At 60.3% G+C, this 18,262-nt stretch carries 16 protein-coding genes and 2 pseudogenes; 9 read left to right on the top strand and 9 right to left on the bottom strand.

Features of this window, described 5'->3' with window-relative positions; all coding sequences use genetic code 11:
• Window positions 1-115 precede the first annotated feature (115 nt).
• From ACJRW5_RS11270 to ACJRW5_RS11255, 4 genes and pseudogenes are all read left to right on the top strand, one after another.
• Window positions 116-586, top strand: a complete 471-nt coding sequence (locus ACJRW5_RS11270) for a Dps family protein (protein ID WP_072422775.1) — start codon at window positions 116-118, stop codon at window positions 584-586.
• Window positions 587-682: 96 nt separating this feature from the next.
• Window positions 683-1,750, top strand: a complete 1,068-nt coding sequence (locus ACJRW5_RS11265) for a GGDEF domain-containing protein (RefSeq protein ID WP_484570603.1) — start codon at window positions 683-685, stop codon at window positions 1,748-1,750.
• A 171-nt stretch (window positions 1,751-1,921) separates the two neighbouring features.
• Window positions 1,922-2,227: pseudogene (locus ACJRW5_RS11260) on the top strand (cold shock domain-containing protein membrane protein); the annotation flags it as partial.
• Window positions 2,228-2,314: 87 nt separating this feature from the next.
• Window positions 2,315-2,533 (top strand): annotated as a pseudogene (locus ACJRW5_RS11255) (cold-shock protein); the annotation flags it as partial.
• Window positions 2,534-2,576: 43 nt separating this feature from the next.
• On the opposite strand, the gene ACJRW5_RS11250 reads toward ACJRW5_RS11255, so the two are convergent.
• Window positions 2,577-2,783 (bottom strand): SlyX family protein, encoded by a 207-nt coding sequence (locus ACJRW5_RS11250; protein WP_484570602.1) that lies wholly within the window; start codon window positions 2,781-2,783, stop codon window positions 2,577-2,579.
• On the bottom strand, window positions 2,780-3,211 hold the full coding sequence (locus ACJRW5_RS11245) for an HIT family protein (RefSeq protein WP_484570601.1): 432 nt from the start codon (window positions 3,209-3,211) through the stop codon (window positions 2,780-2,782). Before ACJRW5_RS11245 ends, ACJRW5_RS11250 begins: the two co-directional genes overlap by 4 nt.
• Before the next feature lie 655 nt (window positions 3,212-3,866).
• Between ACJRW5_RS11245 and ACJRW5_RS11240 the strand changes: the two genes are divergently transcribed.
• On the top strand, window positions 3,867-5,159 hold the full coding sequence (locus ACJRW5_RS11240) for an OprD family porin (RefSeq protein ID WP_484570600.1): 1,293 nt from the start codon (window positions 3,867-3,869) through the stop codon (window positions 5,157-5,159).
• 76 nt (window positions 5,160-5,235) lie between these two features.
• Here ACJRW5_RS11240 and ACJRW5_RS11235 read toward each other — a convergent pair whose 3' ends face one another.
• Complete coding sequence (locus ACJRW5_RS11235; protein ID WP_108234859.1) at window positions 5,236-5,643, bottom strand: PaaI family thioesterase; 408 nt, start codon at window positions 5,641-5,643, stop codon at window positions 5,236-5,238.
• Window positions 5,644-5,785: 142 nt separating this feature from the next.
• Between ACJRW5_RS11235 and ACJRW5_RS11230 the strand changes: the two genes are divergently transcribed.
• A complete protein-coding gene (locus ACJRW5_RS11230) occupies window positions 5,786-7,501 on the top strand; it encodes a proline--tRNA ligase (protein WP_484570599.1) in 1,716 nt (571 codons plus the stop codon).
• A gap of 20 nt (window positions 7,502-7,521) precedes the next feature.
• On the top strand, window positions 7,522-8,478 hold the full coding sequence (locus ACJRW5_RS11225; RefSeq protein WP_484570598.1) for a hypothetical protein: 957 nt from the start codon (window positions 7,522-7,524) through the stop codon (window positions 8,476-8,478).
• Between the two features lie 82 nt (window positions 8,479-8,560).
• Here the strand turns inward: ACJRW5_RS11225 and ACJRW5_RS11220 are convergent, their stop codons facing one another.
• Genes ACJRW5_RS11220 through ACJRW5_RS11210 form a run of 3 tightly spaced genes read right to left on the bottom strand, consistent with a single transcriptional unit; the run spans window position 8,561 to window position 10,486 of the window.
• Window positions 8,561-9,382 carry an aldo/keto reductase gene (locus ACJRW5_RS11220; RefSeq protein WP_484570597.1) on the bottom strand — a complete coding sequence of 274 codons (822 nt, stop codon included), beginning with the start codon at window positions 9,380-9,382 and terminating at the stop codon, window positions 8,561-8,563.
• The gene (locus ACJRW5_RS11215; protein WP_484570596.1) at window positions 9,369-9,803 is read right to left on the bottom strand and encodes a VOC family protein; all 435 of its coding nucleotides are present in this window, start codon (window positions 9,801-9,803) and stop codon (window positions 9,369-9,371) included. Before ACJRW5_RS11215 ends, ACJRW5_RS11220 begins: the two co-directional genes overlap by 14 nt.
• A gap of 2 nt (window positions 9,804-9,805) precedes the next feature.
• The gene (locus ACJRW5_RS11210; protein WP_484570595.1) at window positions 9,806-10,486 is read right to left on the bottom strand and encodes a class I SAM-dependent methyltransferase; all 681 of its coding nucleotides are present in this window, start codon (window positions 10,484-10,486) and stop codon (window positions 9,806-9,808) included.
• Window positions 10,487-10,672: 186 nt separating this feature from the next.
• Between ACJRW5_RS11210 and ACJRW5_RS11205 the strand changes: the two genes are divergently transcribed.
• Window positions 10,673-13,771 (top strand): transglycosylase domain-containing protein, encoded by a 3,099-nt coding sequence (locus ACJRW5_RS11205; protein WP_484570594.1) that lies wholly within the window; start codon window positions 10,673-10,675, stop codon window positions 13,769-13,771.
• A gap of 95 nt (window positions 13,772-13,866) precedes the next feature.
• Window positions 13,867-14,751 (top strand): alpha/beta hydrolase, encoded by an 885-nt coding sequence (locus tag ACJRW5_RS11200; protein ID WP_484570593.1) that lies wholly within the window; start codon window positions 13,867-13,869, stop codon window positions 14,749-14,751.
• A gap of 5 nt (window positions 14,752-14,756) precedes the next feature.
• Here the strand turns inward: ACJRW5_RS11200 and ACJRW5_RS11195 are convergent, their stop codons facing one another.
• The 3 genes from ACJRW5_RS11195 to ACJRW5_RS11185 form a co-directional block, all read right to left on the bottom strand.
• Window positions 14,757-14,969, bottom strand: a complete 213-nt coding sequence (locus tag ACJRW5_RS11195; protein WP_484570592.1) for a VF530 family protein — start codon at window positions 14,967-14,969, stop codon at window positions 14,757-14,759.
• Between the two features lie 103 nt (window positions 14,970-15,072).
• A complete protein-coding gene (gene putP / locus ACJRW5_RS11190) occupies window positions 15,073-16,557 on the bottom strand; it encodes a sodium/proline symporter PutP (RefSeq protein ID WP_484570591.1) in 1,485 nt (494 codons plus the stop codon).
• Between the two features lie 411 nt (window positions 16,558-16,968).
• Entirely contained in the window at window positions 16,969-18,102 is a 1,134-nt protein-coding gene (locus tag ACJRW5_RS11185; RefSeq protein WP_484570590.1) for a GNAT family N-acetyltransferase, read from the bottom strand.
• Between the last annotated feature and the right edge of the window lie 160 nt (window positions 18,103-18,262).

Raw genomic sequence — 18,262 nt, 5'->3', positions numbered from 1 at the left:
CTTCTAACCATCGCTTTCATTGATATAAGCCAAGATCCCCCTGAATGCCTGCGTGTTAGGCTTCTTTCAACATCGCAGGACAGACCACCTGGGCTCACCTGAAAGGAGAAAGACCATGGAAATCAATATCGGAATCGCCGAACAGGATCGCGCCGCCATCGCCGAAGGCCTCTCGCGCCTGCTGGCCGACACCTACACCCTGTATCTGAAGACCCACAACTTCCACTGGAACGTCACGGGGCCGATGTTCAATACCCTGCACCTGATGTTCGAAGGCCAATATACCGAACTGGCCCTGGCGGTTGATGCGATCGCCGAACGTATCCGTGCCCTGGGCTTCCCCGCCCCTGGCACTTACGCCGCCTATGCTCGCCTGTCCTCTATCAAGGAAGAGGAAGGGGTGCCCAGCGCTGATGAAATGATCAAACTGCTCGTGCAGGGCCAGGAAGCAGTAGTACGCACCGCTCGCGGCATCTTTCCGCTGCTGGACAAGGTCAGTGACGAGCCCACCGCTGACCTGCTCACTCAGCGCATGCAAGTCCACGAGAAAACGGCGTGGATGCTGCGTAGCCTGCTGGCTGCTTGAGGTATACAAGGGCCCGGTTATCCGGGCCTTTTCATTAGGCACGCAGCCTAGCTCTGATCTATGCTCTGGCCATTCGCCAGTGAGTTTCCAGCATCCATGAGTCAGCCAAGCAAACCGCCCAGCATCATCGAACTGTATCCGGAGGAAACCCGAGAGGCCGCCGCGCTCCTTAAGCAAGCCGTGCCCTTGATGATGCGTCACGACATACCGCCCAATCCGGTTCACTACGCCCTGTGGTACACCTACAGCAGAGGCAGCGAACCGGAACTCAATCGCCGCATGGACAAAGCGGTGGAAGACTTCGATGTGTTTCCCACGGAAACCGCCAGCCGATTGTTTCGCGATTACATCATTCGCGGGGAGCTGGAGGAGGCGCGCGCAGGTCAGCAGCAGGTGATCGAGCTTGTCGACGATATAGAGGGAGACGTATCACGCAGCGTGATCGGCAGCCAACACTATCAGCAGAGCCTGAGTCAGGGGCTTAGCGCTCTGCAGGAACCGATCATCGACGACCTGCCCAGCGTGCTGAGCGAACTGCAGGAAAGCACTCAGCAGATGCAGGACCAGCAGGAGAAGTTTCTCTATCGCCTGCGCGCCGCCCAGCAGGAAATCACTCACCTGCGCAGCCAGCTGGAGCGTGCCCACCAGGCCGCCACACTCGACAGTCTGACGCGAGTCTTCAACCGCCATGCGTTCACTCGCCTTCTGGAACGAGCCCTGAGTGACTCGCAACCAGGCCTGGCCCTGGTGATTCTGGATATCGATCACTTCAAGCAATTCAACGACCAGTACGGCCATCCACTCGGTGATCGGGTGTTGCAGCACGTCGGTCAGCTACTGCGGGACCTGCTGCCATCCGGTGCTTTCGCAGCGCGCTATGGCGGCGAAGAGTTTTGCGTGGTGCTGCGCAACTGCGCAGACCTCAACGAAGTTCTGGGCTTTGCCGAGCAGTTGCGCCACAAGATCCAGTCACTGCGGATCAAGGTAAGAAGGACCGACCAGGTCCTGGACAGCATTACCGCCTCGTTCGGCTGCGCCATGGCCGAAGCGGAGGACACCTTCGAGTCTCTCCTGACAAGAGCCGACGACGCGCTCTATCAAGCCAAGCGCAGCGGCCGCAATCAGGTCCATCCAGGCACCGACGAAGCCATGCTAAGCGCTTGATTTGAGAAGCCTCTTCCTTTGCTGTTAAATAGTCCGGCGCGCCGCTTTACAGTCCTGCGGCGACGCTGGCCTCGCGCACTAGCGGGCGATGACCGTTCAGCTGGCCATCTACCATGTGCGCTCCCTCCGCAGCACCTTGAGTCATCATTCAATTAAGTGAGTTCGTCAAAGATGTTGAAGATTGCCCATCTCGTGGCAGGGTTTGCCGCCCTGCTGCTGTCTGCCATACCTGTTTTTACCGGTTCCTTCCTTGCCACGCCCAATGCCGTTTACCTGGCCCTGATTGGCCTGCTCAATCTGTTTGCCGCATCGCAACAGAGCGCTCTGAATGCTCGCCAGCAGCTACTCAGCCTGTCGTCTGCCTTGGTGATTCTGGCAACCGTCGTGCAAGCCCTGATTCTCCTGGCCCCGCTACCCAGCATCGGCGACAAACCAGCCATCTGGCTGCCTTTGTTGACACTTTGCAGCGCAGCGATCCTGCAACTGGGCGCGCAGTTCAGCAAACAGTCGCATTCGCAACAGCAGTATGCTCCGGCGCCCGTTAACTCCAGCAGCAACCAGGAAGACCGCGAGACAGGCACGGTCAAGTGGTTCAACACCTCCAAAGGTTTCGGCTTCATTTCCCGCGATTCGGGCGAAGACATCTTCGTGCATTTTCGCGCCATTCGCGGCGAAGGTCATCGCGTACTCATCGAAGGCCAGCGCGTAGAGTTTTCGGTCATGCAGCGTGACAAAGGACTGCAGGCTGAGGATGTCATTGCCGCCGCACCTTCAAGGCGCTAAGGAAACGAACAAAGAGAAGCCCGGGAAACCGGGCTTTTTCACATCAATAATGCGGCGGCGGCGCTTCGTCCTCGGAGGCGCCGACCTGACCATTCAACTCCTCCTGCCGACGAGCCAAGACTGTCAACTGCAGTTGCAGGCGTTCGATACGCTTGCTCTGCTCCACCAGCTCATCGCTCAACGACTGAATGGTGTCATCCTGAAAAGCCAGGCGGCTTTCCAGCTCCATGACCCGCGCCTCGATGCTCATACCTGCTCCCCTGCGAACTCGAAGTTCTCGGTCAGCACCATACGCAGTTTGTCGAGAATGTGCCGTACCTGCTCGGCCGTATAAGGCTGTGCCGGCTGTCGACCCCATACTGGAGCCGGCCACGCAGCATCATCTCGCCGACGCACAATCACATGCATATGCAACTGACTGACAACGTTGCCCAGCGTCGCCACATTCATCTTGTCCGCGGCAAAGGTGTCCTTGAGCGTTTCGGCCAAGAGAGAGGTCTCCAGCCAGAGCTGGCGCTGATCCGCCATATCGAGCTGAAAGATTTCACTGACCTCTTCACGCCGCGGCACGAGGATGAACCAGGGGTAAGTGGCGTCATTCATCAGCAGCAAGCGGCTGAGAGGAAAGTCTCCGACCTGCAGGCAATCCTGCTGAAGACGTGAATCGAGGGCAAACATGATGACTATCCTCCTTTACTGGCCCAATCAAGCTTAGCGTCAGCGCGCCAAGCTTAGTGGCGCGCAGCATACGCGCCCTGCCAAGACAATTCACCCGAACCGCAACGCACCAACACAGAGCGCAATAGCCTCAGGCGCCCTGCCAGCGCGCACCATTTTGTTTCTTCCCGTAATGGATGCCCCAAAGCGTTACCGGCAGGCCCCACTACAATGCACGAGTCAGATCGAACAAAGGCGTCCCGCAAGACCTCATTTAAGCCACCAGCACACGCAGGAAGCAGCGCCGACACAGAGAAAATCGGCTTCACACGCCCAAGAATCAAGGTTTTAGCGAGACGAGAGCATTTTGAGCACGACTTTTGCTAACTCTCTGAGCAATGCCCGGTGCGCCGTGCAGTGGACCAATAACAGCGGTACCAGGCAACCAAGAACCGCGCAAACGTCGGCTCTAGCGAAGCGCAAGTAGAACTACAGATTTGCGACATTATTCATAACGCCAAGCGACAACGTTATGAACAAAGCCGTAATGAATAGACTGCAACTATCGCCAATATTGGCTGCGTGCTATAAGTTAGCGCCGACACAAAAAGAAAGAGCCGCCCATATAACAAAAAAGTGGGCAGCGCAACTCTTCTAAACCAAAGGAGCAATCACGATGCAAGTGATGAAGTGGAGCGTAATCGCCCTGGCAGTAGCCGCGGGCACCAGCCAACTGGCATTCGCCAGCGCGCAATCCGAGTCCAACGGCTTTGTTGCAGACAGCAGCCTGAATGTTCTGAGCCGCAACCTGTACTTCTCCCGCGATTTCCGCAACGACCCGAGCCTGAACGATGACCCGCAAGAATGGGGTCAAGGCTTCATCGCCACCTACGAGTCCGGCTTCACTCAAGGCACCGTAGGTTTCGGCGTTGACGCCATTGGCCTGCTGGGCATCAAACTGGACAGCGGCAAAGGGCGCGTCGACACCGGCCTCTTCCCGAAAGGCAGCGATGGTCGTTCCCAGGACGATTACTCCGAAGCTGGCGGCGCCGTAAAACTGCGCCTGTCCAACACTGTGCTGAAGTACGGCGACCAATTTACCGCTCTGCCAGTTCTGAGCACCGACGACAGCCGCCTGCTGCCGGAAACCGCTGAAGGCTTCTTGGTAACCAGCAACGAAATCGAAGGCCTGGAGCTGCACGCTGGCCACTTCACCGGCATCAATGCGCAGGCCCAAACCTATGGCGACAGCATTGGCCTGAAAGGCGCCGACGTAATCGGCGGTTCCTACAGCTTCACCGATGACCTATCGGCTGCCCTGTACTACTCCGACGTCGAAGACGCGTTCAAGAAGTACTACGGTAACGTCAACTACACCTTCGGCATCAGCGAAGATCAGTCGCTCGGTTTTGATTTCAACATCTACAAAACCGACTATGACAAAGAGTACACCGGCACTGGTAAAAGCGAAGACAACACCATCTGGAGTCTGTCGGCCGCTTACAACCTTGGCGCTCACACTCTGACCGCCGCTTATCAGAAGTCCCACGGCGGTTACACCTCCGTTGACGACGAAGGGAACATCTACACCCGCGGCTATGACTACGGTGTTGATGGCGGTGGTACCGTCTGGCTGGCCAACTCCGTACAACGTTCTGACTTCAACGGTAAGGACGAAAAATCCTGGCAGCTGCGCTATGACCTGGACTTCGCCGAGTTCGGCGTACCGGGCCTGGCCTTCATGGCTCGCTACATCAGCGGCTCCGGTGCTGATACCGGTACAACCAACAACGGCAAAGAGTGGGAGCGCGATATCCAGGTGGGTTACACCGTCCAGGACGGCCCGGCCAAAGACCTGAACATGCGCGTTCGTCAAGCCACCTATCGCAGCAGCGACGGTGTCTACTACGGCTCTCCGTCGATCGACGAAGTTCGCGTAATCATCGAGTACCCGCTGAGCATCCTGTAATTTCGGGAATCAGCTGAGACTTGAATAAGAAAGGTCCGGGAAACCGGGCCTTTTCTTTTATGGGGACATTCAATAATTACAGAGGAAGTGCATAGGTACCTGTTACATGCGCAACTAACTCATTCTCATTACCAGCGGAATATAACGAAACTTCGCACACCGCCTGCCGGCGACTCAAACGTAAGATCCGCGCCTCAGCCAACAAATCCACCGGTTTTGGTTTGATCAGAAAGTTGATGTTGAGGTTGGAAGTAACCGCCATCTCCACCCGCCCCAACCGTCCGAGCACCACGGCATACATGGCCGCATCCCCCAGCGCCATGATGGTCGGGCCGGACAAGGTTCCGCCTGGACGCACCAATTTGGCGTGAAAGGGGACCCTCGCCAGAACCCCCTTCTCATCCAGTCGATCGATCCGCAGGTCGATATCTTCAGCCATGGGCAGCCCGGCCCGGATCAGTGTCTGAACCTCAAGAGCAGTCAATCCCACAGATCGTCCTCCTTGTTAACGCAGTAAAGCCTCAAGAACTCGCGGACAGAGCTTGCGCCCGTTCTGTACGCCACTGTATAGGCACCGTACAATGCCGGCCTATTCCAAGCCCTAGCAACCGACAGAACGGCCAAACATGCGTACCAGTCAGTTCCTGCTTTCGACCCTGAAAGAAACCCCCTCCGATGCCGTGGTGATCAGCCACCAGCTGATGCTGCGTGCCGGCATGATCCGCAAGCTGGCCTCTGGCCTGTATACCTGGCTGCCGATGGGCCTGCGCGTGCTGCGCAAGGTCGAGAACGTGGTACGCGAGGAGATGAATGCCGCCGGCGCACTGGAAGTGCTGATGCCGGCGATTCAGCCGTCCGAACTCTGGCAGGAATCCGGCCGCTGGGTGCAATACGGCCCCGAGCTGCTGCGCATCAAGGACCGTCATGATCGCGAATTCTGCGTCGGCCCGACCCACGAAGAAGTGATCACCGATCTGGCGCGCAACGAGCTCAACAGCTACAAGCAACTGCCGATCAACTTCTACCAGATCCAGACCAAGTTCCGTGACGAGATCCGTCCGCGCTTCGGCCTGATGCGCGGTCGCGAGTTCATCATGAAGGACGCTTACTCCTTCCACGCCGATCAGGCCTCGTTGCAGGAAACCTACGACCGCATGCACCAGGCCTACTGCAAGGTGTTCAGCCGCCTGGGTCTGGACTACCGTCCGGTGCAGGCCGATACCGGCTCCATCGGCGGTACCGGCTCGCATGAATTCCATGTACTGGCCGATTCCGGCGAGGATGATATCGCCTTTAGCGACACCTCCGATTACGCCGCCAACATCGAGAAAGCCGAAGCACTGCCGCGCGAGAAGAGCCGTCCAGCGCCGAGCGAAGAACTGCGTCTGGTCGACACCCCGGATGCAAAAACCATCGCCGCGCTGGTCGAAGGCTTCGACCTGCCGATCGAGAAGACCATCAAGACCCTGATCGTTCATGCAGCCGAAGAAGGCAAGCTGATCGCCCTGGTGGTGCGTGGCGACCACGAACTCAACGAGATCAAGGCCGCCAACCTGGAACAGGTTGCCAACCCGCTGACCATGGCTACCGATGCCGAACTGCGTGCAGCCATTGGCGCAGGTGCCGGCTCTCTCGGCCCGCTGAACCTGCCGCTGCCGATCATCATCGACCGCTCGGTTGAGTTGATGAGTGACTTCGCCATCGGCGCCAATATCGACGACAAACACTACTTCGGCGTCAACTGGGAGCGTGATCTGCCGGTCCCGACCGTTGCCGACCTGCGCAACGTCGTCGAGGGCGACCCCAGCCCGGATGGCCAGGGCACACTGGTGATCAAGCGCGGCATCGAAGTCGGGCATATCTTCCAGCTCGGCACCAAGTACAGCGAAGCGATGAACTGCCAGGTACTCGGTGAAAGTGGCAAGCCGGTGACTCTGACCATGGGTTGCTATGGCATTGGCGTCTCCCGTGTCGTGGCTGCAGCCATCGAACAGAACTTCGATGAGCGCGGCATTCGCTGGAACGACGCCCTGGCACCCTTCCACATCGCGCTGGTGCCGCTGCGCTACGAAACCGAGCAGGTGCGTGAAGCCACCGACAAGCTGTATGCCGAGCTCACCGCGGCGGGCTTCGAAGTGCTGCTGGATGATCGTGACAAGAAGACCAGCCCCGGCATCAAGTTCGCCGACATGGAGCTGATCGGCATTCCGCACCGCGTAGTGGTCAGCGATCGTGGCCTGGCAGAGGGCAACCTCGAGTACAAGAGCCGCGCCGAAACTGAAGCACAGACCGTTCCGCAGGCTGAAATCCTGTCCTTCCTGCAAGCCCGTATCAGCCGTTGATCGCGCCGCACCGAGACATCATGCACACGAGCAACAACCTTCACCTGATCGGCGCCGCCCTGTGCGGCGCCCTCTTCCTGAGTGGCTGCGCCAACCATTTGCCGCAGCGCAGCGAGCACGAAGAGCGCGTCGAACGTAAATTGCTGGATCATCAGCTGCAGATCGATACCGGTGAGCCGAAGGTACTGGAGCTGCCGCAGCGCCGTATTCGGGTGCATGACCAGAAAAGCTATGAAGTCACGGCGTTCGAGGTGACCCGCCGTTACGACCGCTATACCCCCTACCAACCCTGGCGCGAGTTGTACGAAGTGCCGATGGGCGCCGTCGCGGTGGTGGCGGGCGTGGGTGCCAACGTGCTCAATGTCGTATTGCTTGGAAGCTTGCCGGAAACCGCAACCCGTGACTGGATCAGCTACGGCATGGCCGGTTTGAATCCGTTCATGAATGTGGAATCCAATGGCCGTGCCGAGCAGAACCTGGCCAGTATCGAAGAACTGCAACGGGACCGGCGCATGGAGTACAGCAACCTGCCCTGGTCCGAACGACCGGTTCAGGTTCAGGCTGGTGATGAGCAGTTCGAGCTGCTCACCGACAGTACGGGAGTTTTGCGCCTCAACCTGCTCGACAGCCCCTTCACCGAGCTGGATATAACGCGCCTGAACATGTTGCGCTTGAGCGTGGAGGACCAGCTGGGCAGCGACGTGGCAAAGGCCGAAGCAACGCTGATGGTCAGCCACACCCTGCGCGGCAAACTGCGCGAAGCACATGACCTGATTTTCGATGATCTGGAAGGCGATGACATCGCGCAGTGGGTGCACCGGGTCAAGCGACTCTCCGACCTGGGCCTGGAAGAAGAGGCCAGCGAGCTGGAGCAGAGCCTGATCGAGCTGACCCGCAACGACCCGGAACTGCAGGACGCCTTCCTCAAAGCACTGCTCAAGGACGCCGGGCGTCTGGCGGCTGATCCGGCCAACTGAGCCTGTTTGCCAATGCGTTGAGTCGCGCTGTTACAGCGCGGTAGCGTAGGGCGGGTGCACCCCACCCTACGCTCAACAACGGCTAAACCATCTGCAGAGCCTGCTTACGCCTAGGTGGCGGAAACGCCGCATCCAATAGCGCCAGATCGTCTCCGCTCAGAGTCAGCGTAGCGGCCGCGGCATTGTCCTGCAGGTGTCGATTGCCCACCGCCTTGGGGATAGCGATCACGCCGTCCTGTCTGATGGTCCAGGCCAGCGCAACCTGAGCCGGCGTAACCCCATGCCGTGCCGCCACGTCGCAGAGCACAGGCTCATGCAGCAGAGCGCCGGCCTGACTGAGCGGACAATAGGCCATCAGCGGCATGCCGGCGCGCTGCTGCCAGGGCAGTAGATCGTACTCGACACCTCGCGCTTCCAGGTTGTACAGCACCTGGTTGGTTTTGCAATTTGTCTGGTCGAGCTCGTGCAGATCATCCAGATCGAAGTTGGAAACGCCCCAAGCGGCTATCTTGCCCTGCTCACGCAAGCGCTCGAAACCTTCGACGGTCTCGGCCAGTGGATAGCGTCCCCGCCAATGCAGCAGATACAGATCGATTCGCTCGCAGCCCAGACGTCTGAGGCTTCTCTCACAGGCCTCCTGAACGCCCTGCAGGCTGGCGTTGTGCGGGTACACCTTGCTGACCAGAAACACTTCGTCACGGCGCCCGGCAATGGCCTCGCCAACAACCCGCTCCGCGCCACCCTCGCCGTACATCTCGGCGGTATCGATCAGCGTCATGCCCAGATCCAGCCCTTCACGCAACGCCGCGACCTCACGCGAATGCCGCTGCCGGTCTTCCCCCATCCGCCAGGTACCCTGACCGATGACGGGCACCGACGTACCTGCCAATTCAATCTTGCGCATCAATTGCTCCTTGATCATGCCTGACATGTTCATACCCCTGGCCCCGCCACTGCAGCAAACACAGCCCATGGCCGAAGGGGTCGCTGAGCATGACCAGACGTCCCCAGTCATGTGTCTGGATATCGCCCTCCTGCCTGGCACCGGCAGCGAGGGCCTGTTTCAGCGCGATATCGAGGTCCTCTACGAGAAAATCCAGGTGCAACGGCATCCAATGACGATGATAGTCGCGCCGCACACGCGCATCAGGACACGGCAGACTGCCTGGCGCCTGCTGCAGAAGATAGAGTGGCACGGGAGCACCCAGCATTTCGGTCACTGTCCCCTCGAACAGCTGGCGCCCGACTCGCAGGCCAAATGCCTGCCGATAGAATTCGACCGCGAGCGGAAGATCGGGCACGTCGAGATTGAGCAGCAGTTGCATGGTCAGAGCGGTTTGAGCAGCAACAACAGAGAAACCGGCTGGACGCTCTCAGGGTGCAGCGGCTCCTGCAGCCATTCAAGGCGCCAATCGGTTTCACCGATCAGTGCCAGCCAGGACTGCAACGTACGGAAGAACCAGGGCATGGGTGCCTGAAAACCTTCGCCAAAGCCGACGAAGTCCTCCACTCGCCAACCGTCCTGATAGGGTTCGCCATGGCTGGCGCGCCAGGGATGCAGGGTCTGTATCAGCAAACTACCACCGGGAGCGAGCAAGGCGTGCAAGCTGCGCAAGATAGGTTGCAGCGGCTCTTCGAGCAGGGCGAAATTGCACACCAGAACGTCAAAATGACCGAGCTGTTCGGCATGCTGCTCGAGTTCAGCGTAGCCACAGACACGATACTGACTGCGCCCGTTACAGGCGGCGCGGGCTGCCTCGATCAGAGGTGCAGACGCATCCACCCCCACCGACTCGATACCATGCTCAGCTAAACCGCGGCACAGCCAACCCTCACCGCAACCGACGTCCAGCACACGCTTGGGCTGCAACGCCAGCACCGCCTGGATGACAGCGGCATCGGTGACCAGGCGCCGGCTTTCGATGCGCTGCTCGCGCACCGCCGCAGCCCAGGCATCGGCGTTGGCCTGCCAGCTCTGCTGAAGCTGCTCTCGATGGTCGCGCTGCATGCCAGATCCCTGCATTTTGCGTTGCTGCGAGTCTAGCAGCCCTGTCGGCCGAGCAATACCGTCGCCCTGATCGACTACGCTTTAGATCATGAGTCGAGACGACCGCAGTCCAGCCGGCGCAGGGTCAGCATCCGGCCTGGAGCACTAACGCGGTTCACAGGGGCTGACAGGCCAGGCCGGTGGTTTATGGGCGCATCATGGCAATCCAACCCGCAACACGACGACCTCACTGGCTCCGCCGGCACGCCAGGCGGGCGCAGGTCGGTTGCTGCAGGACGACACTGGCGGCTGACCTTCTATCTTCTTCTCGTGCTGCTGGTACTGGCCGCTACCGTCCTGCTGGTATTCGAGTCACGCAGTGCGCATTTCCAGTCACGCGAGCTGAGTCGCTATGCCGCGACCCTCGACTACCAGGTGGAACCAGGCCCTAGCGACAGGATCATCTATCCGTCCGACGGCCCTTTCGACAAACGCCAGGGCTACGCCTACCTGCCCATGCTGCTGGAGCGACTGCAGCAATATGACTACCGCATCACCGAACAATCGCGTTTCTCCGCAGCGCTGATGGCCTACAGCAGTCGCGGACTCTTCCCGCCGTTCATCGAGAAGAGTCAGAGCGGCTTGAGCGTCAGTGATTGTCGCGGCACCCCTTTCTACGAATTTCTGTACCCGCGACAAGGCTACGACGATTTCGCCAGTATCGCTCCACTGATAGTGAGCAGCCTGCTGTTCATCGAGAACCGTCAATTGCTCGACGAGAGCCAGCCGCTGGCCAACCCGGCTGTGGACTGGCCGCGCTTCGCCATGGCCGCACTGTCGCAGGTCGGCAAGGTGCTCGACATGCAGGATCAGTCCGCCGGGGGCAGCACGCTGGCCACGCAGTTGGAGAAATATCGCCACTCCCCCGATGGGCTGACACTGTCCGCCGGCGAAAAACTGCGGCAGATGATTTCCGCCAGCGTGCGCGCCTATCAACAAGGACCGCAGACGCTGGAAGCACGCCAGCGCATCGTGCGCGACTATCTCAACAGCGTGCCGCTGTCCGCCGCACCTGGCCACGGAGAGGTGCATGGATTGGCCGACGGGTTGCGCATCTGGTACGGCGCTGACTTCGAACGTAGCAACGCCCTGCTCGACCCGGCCCGCTCGCCCGACGCGACTATTGCCGAACGCGGGCAGGCCCTGCGTCAGGTACTGTCATTGATGATCGCCCAACGGCGCCCTTCCTATTACCTGGCACAGGGGCGACACGATCTGGAGGGGCTGACCGAGAGCCACATCCGCCTGCTTGCCAATGGCGGACTGATCGACCATGAGCTGCGCGACGCGGCCCTCGGCCAGCGCCTGAACTACCGGGACTGGCAGCTCGAACCCAACCTGCTTGCCATAGAAAGCGACAAAGGCACGAGCGTCGCCCGCTCCCGCCTTTCCAGCCTGCTGGGTATGCCGTTCTACGACCTGGATCGCCTTGACCTTGCCGCACGCAGCACGCTGCAACACGACCTGCAGCAACAGACCAGTGACTACCTGCAGCGCCTGGCCGATCCGCAATTCGCCGGACAGATTGGCCTGTTCGGCGAGCGTCTGCTATCACCGGAAAAAACCGCGCAGGTACGCTACAGCTTCACCTTGTTCGAACGTACTGCGAGCGGCAGCCGAGTGCGCGTGCAGACAGACAGCACCGACCAGCCCTTCGACATCAACGAAGGTAGCAAGCTGGAACTGGGGTCGACCGCCAAACTGCGGGTGCTGACCACTTACCTGGAGATCATCGCCGAACTGCACCAACAGCATGGCCACAAATCAGCGGACGAGTTACGTCAGGTGGACGTTGCCGCACAGGATCATCTGAGTCGCTGGGCCGTGAACTACCTGCTGGCCAACCCCCAGGCCGACCTGGCTGGCATGCTGCAGGCCGCGCTGGAACGACGCTACTCGGCCAGCCCGCACGAGCGCTTCTTCACGGGCGGTGGCATGCACACCTTTGGCAACTTCCGTCGGGAGGACAACGGTCGCAATCCGACGCTGCGCGAGGCGCTGCGCGAGTCGATCAACCTGCCCTTCGTACGCCTGATGCGCGACCTGGTGCGCTACAGCACCTACCAGAACAGCGCCGAACTGCTCAAGGACGACAGGGACCCTCGCCGTAAAGCCTATCTGCAGCGCTTTGCCGACCGCGAGGGGCGCACCTTCCTCCTGCGTTTCTGGCGCAAGTACCAGGGCCAGCCGCAGCAGCAGCGCCTGGAAACCTTCATCAGTGGTCTGCGCCAGACGCCCGTACGCCTCGGGGCCGTGCATCGCTATTTGCTGCCAGATGCCGACGAGGCGAGCTTTGCCGCCTTCCTGCGTGAGCAACTGCCGCAGGAAAAGCTCAGCGAGCAGCGCATCGCAAGCCTGTACAAGGACTACGGCCCTGGCGCCTACAGCCTGCCGGATCAGGGCTATATCGCCCGGGTGCACCCCTTGGAGCTGTGGCTGCTGGGTTACCTGATCGAGCATCCGCAGGCCCAGTTCAGCGACGCCGTGGCCGCCAGCGTAGACGAGCGCCAGGAAGTGTATGGCTGGCTGTTCCGCAGCCGGCACAAGAGTGCCCGCGACAGCCGTATCCGCATCATGCTGGAAGTCGAGGCTTTCTCCGATATCCATCGACGCTGGCAAAAGCTTGGCTACCCCTTCCAGCACCTGGTGCCGTCATTGGCCACCGCGCTAGGCAGCTCCGGGGACCGCCCAGCCGCGCTGGCGGAGCTGATGGGCATCATTCTCAATGACGGCATTCGCCAGCCCGTGCTGCGCATCGATGAGCTGCGCTTTGCCGCCAATACGCCCTATGAAACCCGTGTCGAGCGCAACACACAGGGTGCCAAACGCGTAATGGCATCCGAAGTGGCGGCGGCATTACGCGATGCTCTTTCTCAGGTGGTGGAAGGCGGAACCGCACGACGCCTGCAGGGCACATTTCAGTTGCAGGACGGCCATAGCCTCACGCTTGGCGGCAAGACCGGCACCGGTGATAACCGCATCGAAAGCGTGGGGGCCGGCGGCAGAGTGATCAGCTCACGGGCGATGAACCGGACCGCCACCTTCGTTTTCTTCCTAGGCCCACGCCACTACGGCACCCTCACCGCCTTCGTACCAGGCCGCGAGGCCGAACGTTTCACCTTCACCTCGGCGCTACCGGTACAGGTACTCAAGGGCATGGCACCGATACTCGCGCCCTACCTGGAGCCTGGCAGCGCGACACTCTGCCAGGCCGCCTTGAGTGCACCGCAGGCGAGCCGCCAGTAATACCCGGTAACCAGAGCGGCAGGCCCGAAGCGAAACCCGGCATTGGATATGCAGTCCATGTCAGCATCATCTTCTTTCGCTCACGAGTGTTGCCCATGTCCTCATCCTGGCTGGCCCTGCTGCTGCGCCGCCGTCTGAGCCTGATCGTCCTGGTATGCCTGGTGGTATTGCTGCCGATCGGCTGCGCCAAACTGGAGCAGACCGAACGCGAACTGGTGTTTCGTATCGAGCCTGGTACCGCGCGCTGGTTCAGCGGCCTGCCGACTGGGATCGAGGAAGTGCAACTGCAGTCACCCGACCTCTCGGCGCAGGAGAGCCTGCACGCCTGGTGGTGGCCGGCGCCACGCAAAGATGCGCCCGCATTGCTTTACCTGCATGGCTCACGCTGGAACCTGACCGGCCAGCTGTTTCGCATCGAACAATTGCATGCCATGGGCTTCTCGGTGCTGGCGGTAGACTACCGCGGCTTCGGTCAGAGCCGCGGCGCCCTGCCCTCCGAACGCAGCGTTTACCAGGACGCCTCGATCGCCTGGCAACACCTGGTGAGACTGCAGCCCGAACCCGGCAAACGCTTCATCTACGGACATTCACTGGGAGGCGCGGTAGCCGTCAATCTCGCCCATCAGCTGGCCAGTGAAGAGGATGCGGCGCAGGCCGGCGGCCTGATCGTCGAATCCAGCTTCACCAATCTGGGGGATGTCGCGGCCGCCGTCACCAATACATCGCTCCCCGTGCGCTGGCTGCTGTCACAGGACTTCGACTCCGTGGGCAAGATTGGCGAGGTCGGTATACCAGTGCTGATCGCCCACGGCCGTAATGATCGCTACGTCCCCTCGCGTTTCAGCGAGGAACTGTTCGCAGCCGCCAGCGAGCCCAAGCAACTGCTGTTGATCGATGGTGCCAACCACAACAACGGTTTGCGTATGGCTGGCAGCAACTACCGGCAGGCGCTACAGGCCCTCGGTTTTCAGCTCAACTGAGCGTTTCAGGGCTTGAACTGCCTGAGATAGAGCTGTTCCACCTTGGTACGGGCCCAAGGTGTCTTGCGCAAAAAGGCCAGGCTCGATTTGATGCTCGGCTCATGCTTGAAACAACGCACATCGATCTGCCGGGCCAGACCGTCCCAGCCCACGCGCTCCACCAAGGCGGTGAGAATGGCCTGCAGGGTCAGGCCGTGAAGCGGGTCTTTGCTGGTCATGTTGGTATCCGTCGGTTAATGGCAGGCGCCTACCTTAACGCCAGCGCAAAGAAAAAGGCGATGACTGCCTGGCAGTCATCGCCTTCGGGTCCAGCCGGCGCGATCACACCGACTTGTATTCCTTCTCGGCCTCATCGAAGCGGCTGAGCATCGACTGGCTTGGCGCCTGACCAATACGGCTGAAGATCAGAATCGCCAGGGTGGCGAGGATGAAGCCTGGGATGATCTCGTACAGCCCCAGCCCGATCCAGTTCTTCCACACGATCACAGTGGTGGCGCCCACCAGCATGCCGGCCAGAGCACCATTGCGAGTCATGCCTTTCCACAGCAGCGAGAGAATCACCACCGGCCCGAAGGCAGCACCGAAACCGGCCCAGGCGTAGGACACCAGACCCAGCACGCGATTCTCCGGATTGGCAGCCAGGGCGATCGCGACCAGCGCCACCAGCAGCACCATGCCACGACCGACCCAGACCAACTCGGACTGCGAAGCGCCCTTGCGCAGGAAGGCCTTGTAGAAGTCCTCGGTCAGTGCACTGGAGCACACCAGCAGTTGGCAGCTCAGAGTGCTCATGACCGCCGCCAGGATGGCGGACAGCAGAATACCGGCGATCCAGGGGTTGAACAGCAGCTTGGACAGCTCGATGAATACGCGCTCAGGGTTCTCGCTGACCGGACCAGCCAGCTCAGGATGTGCAGAGAAATAAGCGATGCCGAAGAAGCCGACAGCCACAGCGCCGGCCAGGGTCAGGATCATCCAGGCCATGGAGATGCGACGGGCAGCCGGGATCGACTTGACCGAGTCAGCAGCCATGAAGCGTGCCAAGATGTGCGGCTGGCCAAAGTAGCCCAGGCCCCAGGCCATCAGCGAAATCACACCGATGAAGGTAGCGCCCTTGAGCATGTCGAAGTGGCTCGGATCGACCGCCTCGATGGCCGTCATCGCCGGGTCGAAACCGCCGGTGCCGATCAACACGAATACCGGCGTCAGGATCAGGGCGAAGATCATCAGCGTGGCCTGCACGGTGTCAGTCCAGCTCACGGCCAGGAAGCCGCCGATGAAGGTGTAAGCGATGGTCGCTGCAGCACCGGCCCACAGGGCAGTCTCATAGCTCATGCCGAAGGTGCTCTCGAACAGACGGGCACCGGCGACCACACCGGAAGCGCAGTAGATGGTGAAGAACACCAGGATCACCAGCGCGGAGAAGATGCGCAGGATGCGGCTGTTGTCTTCAAAGCGATTGGTGAAGTAGTCCGGCAGAGTCAGGGCATTACCGTTGTGCTCGGTCTGCACGCGCAGGCGACCAGCGACGAACAGCCAGTTGAGGTAGGCGCCCATCACCAGGCCGATGGCAATCCAGCTTTCGGAGATACCGGCGACGAAAATCGCACCCGGCAGGCCCATGAGCAGCCAGCCGCTCATATCGGAGGCGCCAGCGGACAGCGCAGTCACGAAACTGCCGAGGCTGCGCCCACCGAGAATGTAGTCGGAAAGGTTCTTGGTCCGCAGATAGGCGATCAGGCCGATCAGCACCATGGCTGCGATGTACACCACGAAGGTGACGAGCATTGGAGTACTAGCTGTCATTGGGGGGCTCCCCTCTCATTTGTTGTTCTAGGGCACAGTGCCCTGAATGGCGTAGTGCACCCGCGCTCACGGATGCCGGCTCCGGCCTCGGTTCCCGTCACACCGATGCCCGGTGAGCACGATCAGGAAGCATCCCTCCCGACCTCCATAGCAGACGCTTGTGGCCACCGAATCGCGTCACGACCTGCTTCAAGCGCAACAGTCGCTCTGTCTGTCGGACTACTCCAGCGCAGCTGGTCGGGCCAACAGACAAGGGCAAAAACGGTCATGACGAAAGTGAAGGGCGGAATTTAGTGGCAGATGCGAAACAGCTTCTTGCGGAAAGCTCTGAAGTTTTTACAGAAACCTATGCCTGCAGGAACTTTCAGCAAACAGCTGACCCAGGCGCTCAGCCACTACCTGATCGATCAGTCAGCTCTCTCCGGTTTGCCGGAACGGCAGGTAACCACGAGCCTCTTCGGCGTATGCAAGCACTCCGGCGCGCTCCTGTTCGAGGAAGTCAGCAACAGCGGTGCGCAGCCCAGGATGGCAAAGGTAGTGCCATGAGCGGGTAATGACCGGCTCGAAGCCGCGGATCAGTTTGTGCTCGCCCTGCGCGCCGGCATCGAAACGCTTCAAGCCCTCATCGATCGCCAGCTCCATGCCTTGATAGAAGCAGGTTTCGAAATGCAGCCGGTCGAACTCGGCCAGGCAACCCCAGTAACGACCATAGAAGGTATCGCCATCCACCAGGCTGAACGCCATCGCAACCGGACGACCATGCTGCCGGGCAAACACCAGACGAAGCATTTCCGGCATGCGCTCGGCCAGCAAACTGAAGAAATCCCGCGTCAGGTAGGGGGCCTGCCCCCGCACATGATAGGTGTTGGCGTAACAGTGGTAGATGAAGTCCCAATCCTGCTCGCTCAGCTCGTGTCCCAGACGCCGCTCGAACTCGATGCCCTGCGCAGCGACCTGCTCACGCTCCTTGCGCAACTGCTTGCGCTTGCGCGAGCTGAGTGCATCGAGAAAATCCTGAAAGTCGCGGTAGCCACGATTGCGCCAGTGAAACTGACAACCGATGCGCTCCAACCAGCCATCACGTTCATTCAAGACATCATCACAGGCCGGGCTGGTGAAGTTGACATGCAGGCTGGACAAACCTTCGGTTTCCAGCCCGAGCGTCAGCGCATCCAGTAACGCCCCCGCAGCCTGGGGCTCCCCCAGCAAGCGCGTACCGCTGACCGGGGAAAAGGGTATGGCGCCCAGCAGCTTGGGATAGTAAGCGATGCCGGCGCGTCGACAGGCATCGGCCCAGGCGTGATCGAATACGTACTCGCCATAGGAATGCTGCTTCAGATAGGCCGGCAGCGCTGTCCTCACCTGCCCTGTCTCGTCGCACCAAAGCCGGTGCGAAGGCAGCCAGCCAGTACGACCACCGACACTGCCACTGTCTTCGAGAGCACTGAGAAAGGCATGCCGCAAAAACGGCTGAGGTCGCGGCAGGAGCCCGTCCCAGATATCGGCGGACAGAGCGTGCAACGAGTCGATGATGGTGACGGGCATAGCGTGAATTCCAAAAGCCAGGCTGCAATATAGCGAACAACCTTCCAACAAGACGACTGCCGTGTGCCAGCCCCCAGTCAAACGACATCATGCCCAGGCCTTTGGCTCTACGAGAAATGTCCTGTACATCGCTGGTGCTGCGTTAAATCCATACGCAATA

The organism is Pseudomonas pichavaramensis, assembly GCF_050473265.1.
In the GTDB taxonomy this organism is placed as follows: domain Bacteria; phylum Pseudomonadota; class Gammaproteobacteria; order Pseudomonadales; family Pseudomonadaceae; genus Aquipseudomonas.
The sequence above is the reverse complement of the archived record's forward strand: the minus strand, read 5'-3'. Positions and strand labels throughout refer to the sequence as shown.